An 18271-nucleotide genomic window follows, 5' to 3' on the forward strand; every position below is an offset into this window, starting at 1 on the left:
TATCTTTTCACTATATTTGCTCTGTTATTACAATTAGAAAACATATTATGACTGAAGAACAAATTGCTACCAATAACGGCGCGTATTCTGCCGATAGTATCCAGGTACTTGAAGGGCTTGAAGCTGTAAGAAAACGCCCTGCGATGTATATTGGCGACACTGGCTTAAAAGGATTGCACCACTTGGTATATGAAGTCGTAGATAACTCTATTGACGAAGCACTGGCAGGCTATTGCGACCGCATCGATGTGACAATCAACGAAGATAATTCAATTACGGTTCAGGACAACGGACGTGGAATTCCGGTTGACTACCACAAGAAGGAACAGAAATCGGCTTTGGAAGTGGCAATGACCATACTTCACGCCGGCGGTAAGTTCAACAAAGGTTCTTACAAGGTCTCGGGCGGTTTGCATGGTGTAGGTGTTTCGTGCGTAAATGCACTTTCTACTCACATGACCACACAGGTAGAAAGAGACGGAATACTCTACCAACAAGAGTATGAATGCGGAAAACCCCTCTACAGCGTTAAAGAAGTAGGTCCGGCAACCGGCAATGGAACTCGTCAAACTTTCTTGCCTGACGCTTCCATATTCACTGAAACAGTTTACAAATATGAAATATTGGCAACCCGCATGCGCGAGCTTGCCTACCTTAATGCAGGTATCACCATCGTACTGACCGACCGCAGGGTTGTCAACGAAGAGGGTAAGGTTAAAAGCGAAAAATTCTTATCAGAAAACGGTCTGAAAGAATTCGTTCGTTTCATTGATTCATCGCGTGAGCATCTGATTAATGATGTAATCTACCTGAATACCGAAAAACAAGGTATCCCCATTGAAGTGGCTATCATGTATAACACTTCATTCTCAGAAAACATACACTCTTACGTAAACAACATCAATACCATTGAAGGAGGTACGCACTTGGCCGGATTCCGCCGTGCACTGACTCGTACACTGAAGAAGTACGCTGAAGACTCCAAAATGCTTGAGAAAGTGAAGATAGAGATTGCCGGAGACGACTTCCGCGAGGGGTTAACAGCTGTTATATCAATCAAAGTAGCAGAACCTCAGTTCGAAGGACAAACCAAAACTAAATTGGGTAACAATGAGGTAATGGGAGCCGTTGACCAAGCTGTAGGCGAAGCGTTGACTTATTACTTAGAGGAGCATCCGAAAGAAGCCAAAATGATTGTAGACAAAGTAATTTTGGCTGCAACAGCACGTCACGCAGCACGTAAAGCACGTGAAATGGTGCAACGCAAATCGCCGATGTCTGGTGGCGGATTGCCCGGTAAACTAGCCGACTGCTCGGACCGTGATGCTGATCGTTGCGAATTATTCCTTGTCGAGGGTGACTCGGCGGGTGGAACTGCCAAGCAAGGACGTAACCGTATGTTCCAAGCCATTCTTCCACTACGTGGTAAGATTTTGAATGTGGAGAAAGCCATGTACCACAAGGCACTCGAAAGCGAAGAAATACGTAATATATACACCGCACTGGGCGTTACTATCGGAACCGAAGAAGACAGTAAAGCGGCTAACATCGAGAAGTTGAGATACAAAAAGATCATCATCATGACCGATGCCGACGTCGATGGTTCTCACATCGACACATTGATCATGACTTTCTTCTTCCGTTATATGCCCGAAATCATTCAGAACGGTTACCTGTACATCGCTACTCCCCCGCTCTACCTTTGCAAGAAAGGAAAAACAGAAGAGTACTGCTGGACCGACGCACAACGTCAGAAATTCATTGAGCTTTACGGTGCAGGAGAAGAAAAAGCCGTGCACACTCAGCGATACAAAGGTTTGGGAGAGATGAACGCACAACAGCTTTGGGAAACAACCATGGATCCTGAAAACCGTATGCTGAAACAAGTGAATATTGAAAATGCTGCTGAAGCAGATTATGTTTTCTCCATGTTGATGGGTGAAGACGTAGGCCCTAGAAGGGAATTCATTGAAGAGAATGCAACTTATGCCAATATTGACGCATAAGGCACAATCACAGTCAACCTCATAACGAAAAAGCGCCGGACGAAAGAAGTTCTTTCAATCTGGCGCTTTTCTTGTTCTTACACTAGAACAAACTATTCACACATTAAATGTGATTGCTTTTGCGTAATTCTTCGGCTACAGACTCCATTTCGTTGTACCATGCTTCACCAAACTTACGTATTAAAGGTTCTTTCAGGAACTTGTAAACCGGAACATTCTCTTTCTGTCCCAGAATCACAGCAGCTTTGCAAACATCCCAACGATGGTAATTAACGGCTTTATAAGGACCATAGTTGCCCACACGAATGGGATATAAATGACACGAAACCGGTTTGTAGAAATCAACTTTCCCGTCGCGGTACGCCTTCTCTATGGCGCAATAACAACAACCTTTCTCATCATAACAAGTAAACACACAATCCTTACCATTGACGATTGATGTTACCAAGTCACCATCCTGATCCGTGTAACACACTCCTTGCCGGTCTATAATCTCGCGAGCCTGTGGTGAAAGTTGATCCCAAATAACCGGAAGAACCTTCTCCAGTTCAGCCACCTCCTCCTCTTCCAGAGGCGCACCGGCATCGCCCTCAATGCAACATTGTCCTTTGCAAGCATCCAGATTACAAATAAATTTCTCCCGAAAAACATCGAGCGAAACAACTACATCATCAATTTGTACCATACATATACAACATAAAAAAACGGGAGAATGAATCTCCCGTTATAATTATTCAAGAGAAACTTCTTATTTAACTAAAACCTTTCCGGTCATCTCTTTAGGAGCTTCCAAGCCCATCAGTTTCAAGATAGTTGGAGCCACATCCGCCAAGCGTCCGTTTTCAACCACTGCATTCATGTTCTCAGAAACATAAACACAAGGAACGGGATTGAGCGAGTGAGCCGTGTTGGGGCTGCCGTCTTCGTTAACCGCATTATCAGCATTTCCGTGATCGGCAATGATGATAGCCTCATAGCCTTGCGCTTTAGCTGCCTCAATGGTCTCTTTTACACAAGTGTCAACAGCCGTTACAGCCTTTTCAATTGCTTCATATACACCGGTGTGACCAACCATATCACCGTTTGCATAGTTCACAACAATAAAATCGAATTTATTTTCATTGATTGCTGCTACCAGCTTATCTTTCACTTCATAAGCACTCATCTCGGGCTTTAAGTCGTAAGTAGCAACCTTAGGCGATGCTACCAAGATACGTTCTTCTCCTTCGTAAGGAGTTTCACGACCGCCATTGAAGAAGAAAGTTACGTGTGCATACTTTTCAGTTTCTGCAATGTGCAACTGAGATTTACTTTGTTTAGACAGATATTCGCCCAATGTATTTTCTACATTGTCTTTATCGAACAACACGTGCACATTTTTAAATGAAGCATCGTAAGGAGTCATACAGTAATACTGAAGTCCCGGTACGACTTTCATTCCGGCTTCCGGCATATCTTGCTGAGTTAAAACAACGGTCAGCTCTTTAGCACGGTCGTTACGGTAATTAAAGAAAATAACCACGTCACCTTCTTTAATTCTTCCGTCGAAGTTAGCGTTTACAATAGGCTTAATAAACTCGTCAGTAACACCTTCATCATAAGACTCCTGTACAGCCTCAACCATGCAGGTCGCTTTTTTACCGGTTCCGTTTACCAACAAATCATAAGCTTCTTTCACACGCTCCCAACGTTTGTCACGGTCCATAGCATAATAACGGCCTATGATGGAAGCAATCTTGCCGGCAGAAGCCTGGCAGTATGCATCCAGCTGCTCAATAAAGCCTTTTCCGCTTTTAGGGTCTGTATCACGACCATCCATAAAACAGTGAACAAATGCATTCTCAATACCATATTCTTTGGCTATATCACAAAGCTTAAACAAATGATCGAGAGAGCTATGTACTCCACCGTCAGAAGTCAACCCCATGAAATGAATATTTTTGCCATTCTCTTTGGCATACGTAAAAGCCGCAACGACTCCAGGGTTTTGCATCATGCTATTGTCGCGACAAGCCAGGTTAATCTTCACCAAGTCCTGATAAACCACACGACCTGCACCGATGTTGAGGTGACCTACCTCAGAGTTACCCATTTGGCCATCGGGCAAACCTACATTTTCGCCGCTGGCCTGCAGTTGTGAATTGGGATAAGTTTTTACTAAATAATCCCAATAAGGAGTAGGAGTATTGAAAATAACATCAGCTTTTCCGTGATTACCGATTCCCCAACCGTCGAGAATCATTAAAAGGGCTTTTTTACTCATAATTATGTTAGTTTTTAGATTCCTTGTTTTTTCGGGGGCAAAGTTACAAAAAAAGGCCGTTAACGAGCTTTAATTCAAATGATTTATCTACTTTTGTGCTGCAAAAAATCATAAATAAAAATATGGACGATTCAAACCCGCGAACGTGCAAAGATAATATGAACTAAAGCGAACAGAGTCACACTCATGCTGTCTCTGCTCGACCAACTAACGAAAGGAGGCAATAATGAGAACCTATCTTTATTGTGAGGCCGGCTTTGTAGAAAAGCCGAACTGGCAGCCTAATTGCTGGATTAACGTAGTTTGTCCCGACGAAGGCGATTTTCAATTTCTACTCAATGAACTGGGAGTACCCGAGTCTTTTCTTAGAGATATTGCCGATACAGATGAGCGCCCAAGAACCGAGACAGAAGATAACTGGCTACTAACCATCATCCGCATCCCCATGCAGAGTCCCCAAAATGGTATTCCGTTTACAACCGTACCTATTGGTATTATTACAAACAACGAAATTACCATTTCAGTATGCTATCATCATACTGAAATTATTCCTGATTTTATAAGCTACACACGTCGCAAGAATCTCATCGTACGCAATAAGTTCGACCTTATATTACGTCTTATTTACTCTTCAGCTGTATGGTTTCTAAAATACCTGAAACAAATAAACAACGATGTGACAAGTGCGGAAAAGGAACTTGAACGGAGCATTCGTAACGAAGACTTGCTTCGTCTTATGAAACTTCAAAAGACATTGGTCTATTTCAACACCTCCATTCGTGGCAACGAAATCATGATCGGTAAGTTAAAAAGTATCTTTCAAGAACCAGAGTACTTGGACGAGGAACTGATGGAAGACGTCATTACCGAACTCAGGCAGGCGTATAACACCGTAAATATATACAGTGACATTTTAACGGGAACAATGGATGCATTTGCATCCATCATATCAAATAACGTGAATACCATCATGAAACGAATGACCAGCATTTCAATTATCCTGATGGTTCCCACACTCATTGCCAGTTTTTACGGGATGAATGTTAATATTCATTTAGATACCATACCACATGCATTTGCCATCATTGTATTATCATCCGTGTTTCTGTCTGCCCTTGCATTCGTTATTTTCAAAAGAATCAAATGGTTTTAAAACAGCTCCAGTTGCGCGTCACCCAGTAGGTTATAACTCAACCGATGATAAGGCGAAGGGCCATTAATTGCAATTGCTGTACGGTGCTTCTTAGTAGGATAACCCTTGTTGTGATCCCAATCATAGCAAGGGTATTCTTCGTGCAAACCATTCATGTAATCGTCACGGTATGTTTTTGCCAAAATAGAGGCTGCTGCAATAGAAAGATACTTGCCATCGCCTTTGATCACAGTAGTATGAGGAATGGAAGGATATGCTTTGAATCGGTTTCCGTCAATAATTAAATGTTCCGGCCGGATCTTTAATTGATCGACAGCCCGATGCATAGCCAGAAAAGAAGCATTCAATATGTTGATTTTATCTATTTCCTGAGGTGTAACAACGCCGACGGCCCATGCAATAGATTCTTTCTCTACCACTTCGCGGAGCAAATAACGTTGTTTTTCGGTCAGTTGTTTGGAATCGTTCAATAATTCATTCTTGAAGTCGGGAGGTAATATAACCGCTGCCGCGTAAACTGATCCGGCCAAACATCCGCGTCCGGCTTCATCACAACCGGCTTCAATCAGTCCTTTATTCAAATAGGGTAATAGCATACAAAAAGATTTTGCGGACAAAGATACAATTCTTCTCTTCAAAGAAATACAAGCTATCAGAAAAAGAACAGTCTTTGTCCGCAAAACAACGATCAGAATAAGCTCCAGGCAACGGTAAGCCCCGCCATAACAATAGCCACCATGCTCATTAATTTAATAAGAATGTTCAAGCTGGGGCCCGAGGTATCTTTAAAAGGATCGCCAACGGTATCACCAACGACAGTAGCCTTGTGAACTTCTCCACCTTTACCGCCTAAGTTACCTTCTTCAACAAACTTCTTGGCGTTATCCCATGCACCACCGGCATTGGCCATAAAGATGGCAAGAACAAAGCCACTACTCAACCCTCCAATAAGCAACCCCAACACACCGGGCACACCAAATATCAATCCCGTTGCTATGGGAGCAATAATAGCCAGAATAGAAGGAAGCACCATTTCCTTTTGTGCACCTTTGGTAGAGATAGCTACACAACGTTCATAATCAGGTTCTGTTTCTCCGGTGAGAATCCCCTTGATTTCTCTAAACTGCCTGCGCACCTCATCGACCATGTGTCCGGCCGCACGGCCTACAGCATTCATCGTTAATCCGCAAAACAGGAACGCCATCATCGATCCGATAAACATCCCCGAGAGAACTTTCGGATTCATCAGTGTTACATTATAATAATCCATGAAATCGACAAAAGTAGCATCGGCAGTTTTAATAGCTCCCCCATGCGGCAACGCTATTTCCATTGTTCCCAAACGGGTAAGTCCGATACGGATTTCTTCCACATAAGAAGCCAGCAAAGCCAAACCCGTCAGCGCAGCCGAACCAATAGCAAACCCTTTCCCCGTAGCGGCAGTCGTATTACCCAACGAGTCGAGAGCATCTGTTCGCTTTCTTACCTCTTCGCCCAAAGCCGACATCTCGGCATTGCCTCCTGCATTGTCGGCAATAGGACCATAAGCATCAGTCGCCAGCGTAATACCCAAAGTTGAAAGCATCCCTACTGCCGCAATACCTATGCCATACAACCCCATGCCCACGTTGGCAAAATCAAAGCCGGAAGCAAACAAGTAAGAAGCAATAATGCCTACTACAACAGCCAAGACAGGGATTGCAGTCGACAACATACCCAATCCAATACCTGAAATAATGACCGTAGCCGGTCCTGTTTTGCCGCTCTCAGCTAGATACCTGGTGGGCTTATATGACTGTGAAGTATAATATTCCGTAGAGCGTCCGATAATAATTCCAACAATCAGCCCTACAACCACCGAACAAGAAATATACATCCAGTTATCTATCTGTAGTAACCAGAGAATAAAGAAAGTAGCAGCCACAATTAGCACAGAACTTAAGTTGGTTCCAAACGCCAGGGAATTCAGCAAATCTTTCATGGTAGCATTCTCTTTGGTACGAACAGAGAATATTCCGGCAATAGAAAGCAATATGCCCACGGCAGCAATCAACATAGGCGCTATGACAGCTTTGAACTGCATCGCCGCGTCAGCTGTATGAATAAAAGCAGCGGCCCCTAACGCCGCAGTGGCTAAGATCGATCCACAGTATGATTCGTATAAATCGGCCCCCATTCCGGCCACATCACCCACATTATCACCTACATTATCTGCTATGGTAGCAGGATTTCGCGGATCGTCTTCGGGGATCCCGGCTTCCACCTTACCCACCAAATCGGCCCCTACATCGGCAGCTTTGGTATAAATACCACCACCAACACGAGCAAACAAAGCTTGTGTGCTGGCTCCCATACCAAATGTCAGCATGGTTGTTGTAATGATACACAACTTATGTGTAGGTGAAAACACATCGGCAGGAATTACTGCATTTAACAGCAAATACCAGAAAGCGATATCAAGCAGTCCCAAGCCAACAACGACGAGCCCCATCACCGCACCGCTTCGGAAAGCAATGCGCAAACCGGCATTCAGAGAAGTACGTGCGGCATTCGCTGTACGAGCAGAAGCATAAGTCGCCGTTTTCATTCCCAAAAAGCCCGATAAGCCGGAAAAGAAACCGCCTGTTAGAAAAGCCACAGGCACCCATGGGTTCTGTACCTGAAATCCGTAAGCCATGATGGAGAACAAGATAACCAATCCCAAAAAGACAAAAGCAACAACTTTATATTGCTGCTTCAGGTAAGACATCGCCCCTTTACGTACTGCAGCCGCTATTTTTACCATCTGAGGAGTGCCTTCACTCTCCTTCATCATCTGTTTATGAAAATAATAGGCAAAACACAGGGCTGCAAAAGCCGACAGGGGAATCATCAAAAAAAGTAAGCTATCCATAGAATATTAATTTAGAGGTTCAATGGCTTAAAAATATTCATTATCAATGAGATAGACAATGAAATATTTCATAAAAAAACATTCTGATGAATTATTCGGAAAAAAAGACTATTCCCTTTAGGTAAAACAACAAACTGTTTACACTTTTTTGTGTTTGAGAGCGAAATCAGCCGGTTTCTCTCCGAATTGTTTCTGAAAACACTTAGCGAAATAGGACGGATTATTGAAACCAACCGCATAGGCTACTTCATTAACCCGTAAATGACTCTCAGAAAGAAGTTGTGCAGCTTTCTTCAGTCTCATAACTTGAACCAGTTCATTGGGCGTAACATCTGTCATGGTTTTTATTTTGGCAAACAAACCGGAACGACTAATGCATAATTCTTTGGCCAAAGCATCAATGGAAAAGTCTTGGTTCGAAATATTCTTTTCAATGATTGCATTCATTTGAACCAAAAAATCTTCCTCAGCCTTGTTGGCCGCCATACTTTGTAACGGAACAAAAGGCATTTCGGAGAATTTCTTTTTCAGCAATTCTCGCGACGCAAGAAGGTTAGCAACGCAAGCTCGCAGATATTGAATAGAAAAAGGTTTTTCAACGTAAGCATCGGCACCTGTATTCATTCCTTCAATTTTAGAATCGACATCCGTTTTGGCTGTAAGCAATATAATCGGAACATGGCTATACAACCTGTCGGCACGTACCTCGCGGCAAAAGGATATTCCGTCCATACGGGGCATCATCAGATCGCAAATTGCAAGGTGAACATTTCCTTTATGCAGTTCCTCTAATGCTTCAACTCCATCTTTGGCCGTTACCACCTGGTATTCATCTAAAAAGCTATCGGCCAGGAATGTTCGCATCTCTTCATTGTCATCAACTATCAACAAACGAAGTTTGTCAGAGGAGTAACCGGCTGCTTGGGGAAATTCAGTTTTCTGACCATCGGGCAGTAACTGGGTTAGTGCTGCATGCGGATACAACGGGTAATGATTTTCTTCCTGACTCTCTTTACCAATAGGGATCGTCACTTTAAAAGTACTACCCTCACCGGGAACGGAATCGACTTCAACCATTCCGTGATGCGCCTCTGCAAGACTTTTAACTAAATTCAGTCCAATACCTGTACCCGGCTTCCCCCTTCCGGCTACCTGATAAAACGGCTGGAAGATTTTATGGCGTTCTTCATCAGGAATTCCGCAACCGTTATCAGTTACACTAACGATAAAACAAGCCAGGTCTTTATGGAAAGAACACGCAAGGATAATCTTGTCTTTTGTGAATTTATTGGCATTCGTCAATAAATTGCTCACCACTTTTGTGATGGCTTCCTGATCGACAAAAGCCTCTAGGTTTTTCTCCGGACAATCGAAGGTAAATTCAATGCCTCTTTGCTCAACAACGGGCTTAAAACGTTCGTACACATTGTCAAGCAGTTCATAAATACGATACTTGCCGATAGAAAGAGTAAAAGCACCTTGTTCTACTTTTCGGAAATCGAGTAACTGGTTGACTAGATTCAACAGGCGCTGACTGTTCCGATTAATAATGCCCAACTCTTTTTTAATACTTTCGGGTAAAGAGATACCTGTAGAAAGGATATTTTCCATAGGGCCTATGATGAGTGAAACAGGCGTTCTTATTTCATGGGCAATCATAGTAAAAAACTCAATTTTAGAATTGTATATTTCACGTTCCTGTTCTTGCTGCATCTCCTTAATTTTATCCTTATGCTTTCTTTCTGAACGGCGAATCAACATACGTATAACCCCGTAAAGACTCAGAAGAAAAAGAATTAAATAGAGTATTTTAAACCCTAATGTAAGATAAAAAGGTGGATGTATGTTTATTCTCAACGTGGCTCCGGCCTCGTTCCAAACCCCATCGTTATTACAAGCTTTCACTTTAAAAGTGTAAGTCCCGGCCGGCAAGTTCGTATAAGTGGCTTTTGTCTGCGTTCCTACAAAATTCCATTCTTCATCAAATCCCTCTAGTTTATAAGCGTACTGATTCTTTTCGGGAGTATTATAACTTAGCGCTGCATACCTCAGACTAAAAACATTATCTTTATATGATAAGTCTAAAACATCAAGAGAAGATAAATCACCCGGAAGCTTTCCATTGACATCAACGGGAATTTCCTTATTATAAATTTCCAGACTGGTTATGTACACGGGAGGAACATATGCATTCTTTTTAATGCGATCCGGACAAAAAGAATTAAATCCGTTCAAAGTTCCCACATAAATTTCTCCGGCCAATGATTTCATCGCCGAATTAAAAATAAACTGATCACTCCTTAATCCGTCACTTTTAGTAAATACCTGGCAATTGTTTCCGTCTTTGGCAGCCGGATTAAAACGAACCAATCCTTTGGAAGTTGTCAGCCATAGCAATTTATTACTTTCAACGATACCACAAATATTGTTACTGGGAATGCGAAGTGGCATCCTGACAAAAGCATCGGTCGCAGCATGATAGGCGCACAAGCCATTCCCTGTTCCAATCCAAAGCACGCCGCCGGAATCAACATACATGCAGTTTACCTGATTACCGGCTATGGAATGAGGATCATTGGCTGCATGGGTATAGTTACGCCAATCACGAGTGGAAGGGTTATATCTGAATACTCCTTTTCCTTGTGTAGCAAACCAAATGGCCCCATTACGATCTTGTTTAATGTCTATTGTCATGAAGCCAAAATTCTTAATCCTGCTGAAGTCATCTGTCTCGGGATGATACAGATTGACACCCGACATACTGGCCACCCATATCCGTTTGTCGCGATCACGAAATATAGCGTAAATGCTGTTACCATCGAGTGTTCGCGGATCTTCCTCTTTGGTATCATAATGCCTGAATTGTCCGGTTTTCAAATTCAGCACATTCAATCCGCCGGAATAAGTGCCAATCCACAGTTCCTCATCATTCAAACAAAGCGCATGCACATTGTGATAGGATAAACTATTTTTGCCGGCCTGTGGCATAAATGCCTTAAACAAACCCGTCTGCGGATAGAAGCAATTCAAACCGCCATCATCAGTCGCAATCCATATATTGCCTTGCTTATCTTCACAAAAGCGACTCACGATGTTACCATTAATTGAATTCCTGAAAAGAGAATGAGCATACCCTTTGAACATTTCATTATTAGGAGAAACATAGTTAACCCCTCCGTAATAGGTTCCCACCCATATCCCACCTTCGCGGTCTTTTACGATGGGGTAAACAAATTTATTGGAAAGAGAACTTGCATTTGTTTCGTCGGAAACAAGCAGCTGGTGTTCTTTTTTTAGGGTATTCAATATGCTCAAACCATCATCGGATCCCACCATAAGCACATGTGGCTCCAGTTCAGTAATACTATGTATGTGCAAAATACCCCCTTGTTTTTTAGGCGAAAGCAGTGTTTCAGTATCACCTGTTTTTCTATTTAAACGACGCAGACCATCGTCCCATGTTCCAAGCCAGAATTCACCTTTTGAACTCTCCAGTAAATATAAAATAGTTGATTCGGTATCATTAGCCGACAAGTTTAATGTGAAATTTTCAAACTTGTTTTTCTTCGGATTATATTTTGCCAAAGGACTTTGGGGGTTTCGGGTAGTGATCCACACTGCATCCTCGCGATCAACATAAACATAATTAACCAGACTCTGCGGTTGCACCGGACACATATATTGTTCCAGTTTGCGCGTTTTTGTATTGTATTTAAATGTTCCCTGTCCGTGAGTTGCCAACCAAATATTTTGATGTTTGTCTTCTACTATGTTATTAACAATGGATGTTATACTTGTACCGTAAGCCGTTTGCGGACGGAAAAGATAAAACAAATCCTGCGCATGCAAATAGAGATAGACCCCCGTATCTGTTCCAATCCAGATTTTGCCTTCAGAATCTTCAAAAAGCACATTGATATAATTGTTACCTAATGTACATGAGGAGCCATTATTGCAGAGATATCTTTTTATATTTTGTCCGTCAAAGCAATTAAGCCCCTCTTCCGTACCAATCCAGATAAAGCCGCGACTATCTTGTAAAATGCTCCGCACAATGTTAGAAGACAATCCGTTATCGACAGTATAATGGCGAAAATTGAAAGTACGAGGGACAGCTGCCAGAGCAGGTAAAACGAGAAAAATGACCAATAGGGAATATATAAATCTTTTCATGGATGTGTTCTCAATGATTAGTGCTTTTTGTAAGTGCAATAATAGCGCTTTTATCTGAAAGAGCACCCAAATATAATCCATAAAACTAAAAAAATAGTCTATCAAAAACGTCCAAACGACTTATTCAAGGGAATTTGCGAAAGATTAGAAGAAAACGATCGTCGGACAATCGTTGCATACAACTGGACTATTATTCCATATTCTATATTCCGTTCGTGTTTAATTTGCAGTCACATCTAATGCAAATTATAAAATCTAATTCAACAATAAAAACATGAAAAGCAAACTATTTCTTTCAATCGGATGCACACTTGTCACGTTATGGTCATGCAACACATCTTACAAGCCATCAGGAGACCCCATAGCAGAGGTTCCTTTTACACAAGTCCACTTTTGCGATAGTTTCTGGGCACCACGCATGGAGACAAACCGGACCGTTTCTATCCCATCCGCATTTGAGCAGTGTGAGTTGAACGGACGGTTCGACAACTTTGCCCTTGCGGGAGGTTTAATCAAAGGAGAGCATAAAGGTGATTTTTCATTTGATGATACGGATCCATATAAAATAATAGAAGGAGCCTCCTACTCACTTGCTGTTAAGTACGACAAGAAACTGGATGCCTATCTAGACAGCGTAATCAATCTCATTGGAGCAGCACAAGAACCCGATGGGTATTTGTGCACTTGCGTTACCAATAAGTGCACCCGCCTGTCCGGTTGGTGGGGAAACAGCCGGTGGGAAAAAATTAACAGTCACGAACTATATAACTGCGGACATCTTTACGAAGCAGCAGTTGCACATTACAAAGCTACCGGGAAAAAGACCTTGTTAAACATAGCCATTAAGAATGCCGATCTTATTTGTCAGGTGTTTGGACCGGCAGAAGGTCAGAAACATGTACCCTCGGGACACCCGATTGTAGAAATGGCATTAGCCAAACTTTACAAGGTCACTAAAAACGAAAACTACTTGAAACTGGCGAAATATTTTGTAGAAGAGACAGGAAGAGGTACCGACGGGCACAAACTCAATCAGTACAGCCAAGACCACATGCCCATTCTTCAACAAAAAGAGATTGTGGGGCATGCCGTGCGTGCAGGATATCTTTACTCGGGCGTAGCCGATGTGGCATCGCTAACACATGATACCGCTTATTTCCATGCATTGAAAAATATTTGGGAAAACATGGCCGGTAAAAAACTTTATATCACCGGAGGAATTGGTTCACGGGCACAAGGAGAAGGTTTTGGTCCCAATTATGAACTACACAATCATCAGGCTTACTGTGAAACTTGTGCCGCCATTGCAAATGTGTACTGGAACCAACGCATGTTTCTGGCTACCGGTGATGCCAAATACATTGATGTTGTAGAACGGGCCATGTACAACGGAGTCATTGCGGGCGTATCACTCAGTGGTGATAAATTCTTTTACGACAACCCACTCGAATCAATGGGACAACATGAACGCCAGAAATGGTTTGGCTGTGCTTGCTGCCCCGGAAACATTACCCGTTTCATGCCTTCCATTCCAAATTACGTATATGCCACACAAGGGAATGATATCTTCGTGAATTTGTATGTACAGAGCCATAGCTCCATCAATACAAACAGTAACACGGTTGAGATTAGGCAAACAACCTCTTATCCTTGGGAAGGAAAAGTTGAACTGACAGTAAATCCGGACAAACAAGAAAAATTTGCCATCAGGTTACGTGTACCCGGATGGGTAAAAAGCAATCCTGTTCCTTCTGATCTGTATGCATTTACAGACGAGCCTCAAAGCGTATCCATCCAAATAAATGGAAAGAAAGAATCGGCAAGTGAATCAGATGGATATTCCACCATCGTGAGAACTTGGAAAAAAGGAGATAAAATAACAATCGATTTCCCAATGCCTGTACGCCAAATCAAGGCGAACGATAAAGTAATGGATGACAAAGGGAAACTAGCTATTCAAAGAGGTCCCATTATCTTCTGTTTGGAAGGACACGACCAACCCGACCACCATGTGCTAAACAAATATATTCCCGAAAATTCAACATTTCAAATAGAGTTTGATAATGACTTGTTAAACGGAGTCGTTGTACTAAAAGGAAAAGCCAAAGAAGTTCTTGAAGCAGGCAAAGAAAAAGAAACAGATTTTATAGCCATTCCATATTCAACCTGGAACAACAGAGGAGCCAACGAAATGGCTGTATGGATTCCATCCTCTGCCTCTTACGCTCGCCCGAACCCGCAACCCAGCATTGCTTCGCAAGCAAAAACATTCACATTGAGAGGTCCCATACAAAAAGATGCACCGGCCACTGCTGAAACAGAAGAATGGGCATGGGGAGTAAATGACCAGTGGGAACCAAAGAGTTCATCGGATATTTCCAAGCCTTATCATTATTGGTGGCTCAAAAAAGGTAGCATAGAAACATTAGTCTACGAATTCGATAAACCGGAAACGATATCAAGCGTGGATGTATATTGGCTTGATTTTGACCATTACGACGGAAACTTCAGAATACCCGAAAGTTGGAAACTTTATTTCAAAGAAGGGAATAACTGGAAAGAAGTGCAAGCCTCAACACCATACAGCGTCAAAAAAGACTGTTACAATCACCTGGCTTTCAAACCCGTTACGACTAAAAGTCTGAAAATTGCGGCACAACTACGCAAAGGAGAATCGGGAGGAGTCATTGAATGGAAAGTAAATAAATAACCTATAGTATTAATCTTAAATTTAAAAAAACAATGAACACATCTCAATGTTATGCAAGCTTTTGGCACAAAAGCTTATTAAAGATGGCAGCTTGTGTTTTTTTGGCCACCGGCGCCGGTACCTATCCGCTTTATGCAGCTGATACAAGCAACCGACTGGCGACAGAAAACACACAGCAGCAAATCAAAGTTACCGGAACAATCGTTGATAAATCTGGCGAACCCATTATTGGAGCCAACATTGTAGAGAAAGGAACTGCTAATGGTACTATCAGTGACCTTGATGGACGATTTACGTTGAACGTACAAAGTGCGACCTCTGTACTTGTGGTTTCTTATATCGGGTATAAAACGACAGAGACGTCAGCTAAAGAGAAAAATACCCGAATCATTTTAACTGAAGACTCTGAATTAGTAGATGAAGTAGTTGTAATTGGTTACGGTACTCAACGCAAAGGAGATGTAACAAGTGCCGTTGCGAGTGTGAAAGCAGAGGATTTTATCATCGGCAAAATTGGTGATGCTGCCGAATTGATTAAAGGAAAGGTGGCCGGATTAACCATTGCTAAAGGCAGCGGCGATCCAAATGCAGAATCGACCATTCGTTTACGTGGGGTAATTTCATTGGCAGGAAGCAATACTCCATTAGTATTGGTTGATGGTATAGAAGGGAATTTGGGGACTGTTGCGCCCGAAAATATCGCTTCAATAGATGTACTAAAAGATGCATCGGCTGCTGCTATTTACGGAACGCGAGGTGCCAATGGAGTGATCTTAATCACGACCAAAGCCGGCAAGCGGGAAGAAAAGACAAAAGCCAGCTACTCCGGTTATACCGCTTTATCAAAGTTTGGTAAAACACTCGATTTTATGAGTGCAGAAGATGTTCGTCAAGGAATGACAAGCTTTACAGACAAAGGCTATGATACCGATTGGCTGAAAGCCATTACTCGCACAGCATTTACACATAATCATAATTTCAACATCAGCGGAGGTAATCAGAAAACTACTTATTCAGCAGACTTTACCTATCGAAAAGAAGAAGGTGTGATTATTGATACTTATAATGATGAAATGAAAATGAATTTTGACGTATCTCACTGGATGCTCAACGATATGTTAAAGGTCAATTTCAATATGGTCAAAGGATTACACAAGAACAGTGCTACCAATGCAAACGATGACGGTGCTTCTAACATATATCGCCAAGCCATTATTCATAACCCAACGGAATCTATTTGGAATGAGGACGGAACTTATTACGAAAACTTCCAAGTGAATTATTACTACAACCCTGTAGGAATGGTAAAAGAACGGAAAGGTGAATATGACACCGAATGGACAAGAATGACTGGGAACGTGACTTTAGAACCCATCAAGGGATGGCAAACCAATTTAATGTTAGCTACCCGTCGCTCCAAGGGTCATGATAAAGGCTACTACACTTCTGAATACTTCAGTCAGAAAATGGAAAACCATACTGGATACGCCTATCATTCACAAAACGACAGTCGTACCGACAATCTGGAAATTACGTCCAAATATGATACAAAATTCAAGAATCACCGTTTGGATGCCTTGGTTGGATATAGCTATCAATATAATGTAAACGAAGGATTTAATGCCAACAACTATGACTTCCAGAATGATTTCTTCTTATATAATAACTTGGGCATCGGTTCGGCATTGAAAAAAGGAAAAGCCGGAATGGGTAGTTACAAAAATGACAATACACTCGTAGGATTCTTCGGACGTGTTAGTTATGGATATGCCAATAAATATAATGCATTAATCAGTGTGCGTCACGAAGGTTCATCTAAATTTGGTGATAACCACAAATGGGGTACTTTCCCCTCTGCATCTTTAGGATGGACTATCAGTAATGAAGAGTTCATGAAAGGATTCGATTGGCTTAACAACTTAAAACTTCGCGCCGGTTTCGGTATTACAGGAGTTATTCCCGGTTCATCTTATCAATCGCTGACTTTATATAATTTAGGAAGCTCATATTACTACGAAAACGGAGAATGGAAACCTGGTCTGGAAGTAGCTTCCAATCCTAATCCCGATTTGAAATGGGAAAAATCCACTGAATTCAATGTTGGTTTGGACCTATCTGTTCTCGACGAACGCTTAAGTGCCTCTGTTGATGTTTACACCAAGAAAACATCCGACATGCTATGGTGGTTTGACGTACCAACTCCACCCAATTTGTACCCTCAAACATTAGCCAATGTAGGAGAAATGCGTAACTCTGGAATCGAACTGGCTATTAATGCCACGCCTATTCGCACCTCAAAGTTTGAATGGAAAACAACGTTGACTGCTTCTCATAACATCAATAAATTATTAAGCCTCTCAAATGATTTGTATGAAACTGCCAATAAGCACGATGAAGGAGGTTTAGGCGAACCAATCAGTATATCCACTCACCGTCTTGAAGTAGGAAAAGCGGTAGGACAATATTTCGGTCTAAAATCGGTTGGCGTATCTGAAAAAGGCCTTTGGTTAATAGAGAATCCAGCAACAGGTGATGCGGAAGAATTCACTGACAACATGCTGAATAATGATCAGTACCGCCAGTACTTGGGAACAGGTCTTCCTAAGGTCTATCTGGGTTGGAATAATACATTCCGTTACAAAAACTTCGATTTAAGCTTCCAGATGACCAGTCAGTTGGGCTTTAAGATATTAAATGAACCCAGAGCTTTCTATGAAAATAATTCAATTGCATACAACCGTTTGAAATCAGTTAAAAAAGCGCCTTATGGGGGGCAATACACTCTATCATCTGCTCAAAAGCAAACCATAGTAAGCTACTACCTAGAAAGAGGTGATTTCTTAAAAATGACAAACATGACGATAGGCTATACAGTTCCCTTGAGCGAAAATAAATACATAAAAGGAATACGGGCCTACGTTTCAGGAGACAACCTTTTCTGTATCACAGGATACGACGGATTAGATCCTGAATTGTCGAACAGCGAAGCAACTTATGCAGGTATCGACCGCCGCGATAAATATCCCGTAATACGCTCATTTACATTCGGTGTTAACGTAACATTCTAAATAAT

9 protein-coding genes are annotated in these 18271 nt (G+C 42.0%); 4 read left to right on the forward strand and 5 right to left on the reverse strand.

The features are described from left to right. The first annotated feature begins 47 nt into the window (after window positions 1-47). Window positions 48-2006, forward strand: a complete 1959-nt coding sequence (gene gyrB / locus ACKPCE_RS03420) for a DNA topoisomerase (ATP-hydrolyzing) subunit B (protein ID WP_319504199.1) — start codon at window positions 48-50, stop codon at window positions 2004-2006. A gap of 103 nt (window positions 2007-2109) precedes the next feature. Here gyrB and ACKPCE_RS03425 read toward each other — a convergent pair whose 3' ends face one another. Then, entirely contained in the window at window positions 2110-2691 is a 582-nt protein-coding gene (locus ACKPCE_RS03425; RefSeq protein WP_024995394.1) for a DUF3109 family protein, read from the reverse strand. Between the two features lie 63 nt (window positions 2692-2754). Beyond that, on the reverse strand, window positions 2755-4269 hold the full coding sequence (gene gpmI, locus ACKPCE_RS03430) for a 2,3-bisphosphoglycerate-independent phosphoglycerate mutase (RefSeq protein ID WP_319504200.1): 1515 nt from the start codon (window positions 4267-4269) through the stop codon (window positions 2755-2757). A gap of 226 nt (window positions 4270-4495) precedes the next feature. On the opposite strand from gpmI, the gene ACKPCE_RS03435 reads away from it, so the two are divergent. Next, window positions 4496-5422 carry a magnesium transporter CorA family protein gene (locus ACKPCE_RS03435; protein WP_319504201.1) on the forward strand — a complete coding sequence of 309 codons (927 nt, stop codon included), beginning with the start codon at window positions 4496-4498 and terminating at the stop codon, window positions 5420-5422. Here ACKPCE_RS03435 and ACKPCE_RS03440 read toward each other — a convergent pair. The 3 genes from ACKPCE_RS03440 to ACKPCE_RS03450 all read right to left on the reverse strand — a co-directional run bounded on the left by ACKPCE_RS03440 (window position 5419) and on the right by ACKPCE_RS03450 (window position 12488). Next, window positions 5419-6018, reverse strand: a complete 600-nt coding sequence (locus tag ACKPCE_RS03440; RefSeq protein ID WP_319504202.1) for a ribonuclease HII — start codon at window positions 6016-6018, stop codon at window positions 5419-5421. The genes ACKPCE_RS03435 and ACKPCE_RS03440 overlap by 4 nt on opposite strands. Before the next feature lie 92 nt (window positions 6019-6110). Beyond that, a complete protein-coding gene (locus ACKPCE_RS03445; RefSeq protein ID WP_027317691.1) occupies window positions 6111-8315 on the reverse strand; it encodes a sodium-translocating pyrophosphatase in 2205 nt (734 codons plus the stop codon). A 138-nt stretch (window positions 8316-8453) separates the two neighbouring features. After that, a complete protein-coding gene (locus tag ACKPCE_RS03450) occupies window positions 8454-12488 on the reverse strand; it encodes a two-component regulator propeller domain-containing protein (RefSeq protein ID WP_319504203.1) in 4035 nt (1344 codons plus the stop codon). Between the two features lie 274 nt (window positions 12489-12762). On the opposite strand from ACKPCE_RS03450, the gene ACKPCE_RS03455 reads away from it, so the two are divergent. Together ACKPCE_RS03455 and ACKPCE_RS03460 are read left to right on the forward strand one after the other, a co-directional pair. Continuing rightward, window positions 12763-15198 (forward strand): glycoside hydrolase family 127 protein, encoded by a 2436-nt coding sequence (locus ACKPCE_RS03455; RefSeq protein ID WP_319504204.1) that lies wholly within the window; start codon window positions 12763-12765, stop codon window positions 15196-15198. 83 nt (window positions 15199-15281) lie between these two features. Next, complete coding sequence (locus ACKPCE_RS03460) at window positions 15282-18266, forward strand: SusC/RagA family TonB-linked outer membrane protein (RefSeq protein WP_319504205.1); 2985 nt, start codon at window positions 15282-15284, stop codon at window positions 18264-18266. Window positions 18267-18271 lie beyond the last annotated feature (5 nt).

Origin of the sequence: Bacteroides graminisolvens, from assembly GCF_963666085.1 — a bacterium.
In the GTDB taxonomy this organism is placed as follows: Bacteria; Bacteroidota; Bacteroidia; order Bacteroidales; family Bacteroidaceae; genus Bacteroides; species Bacteroides graminisolvens.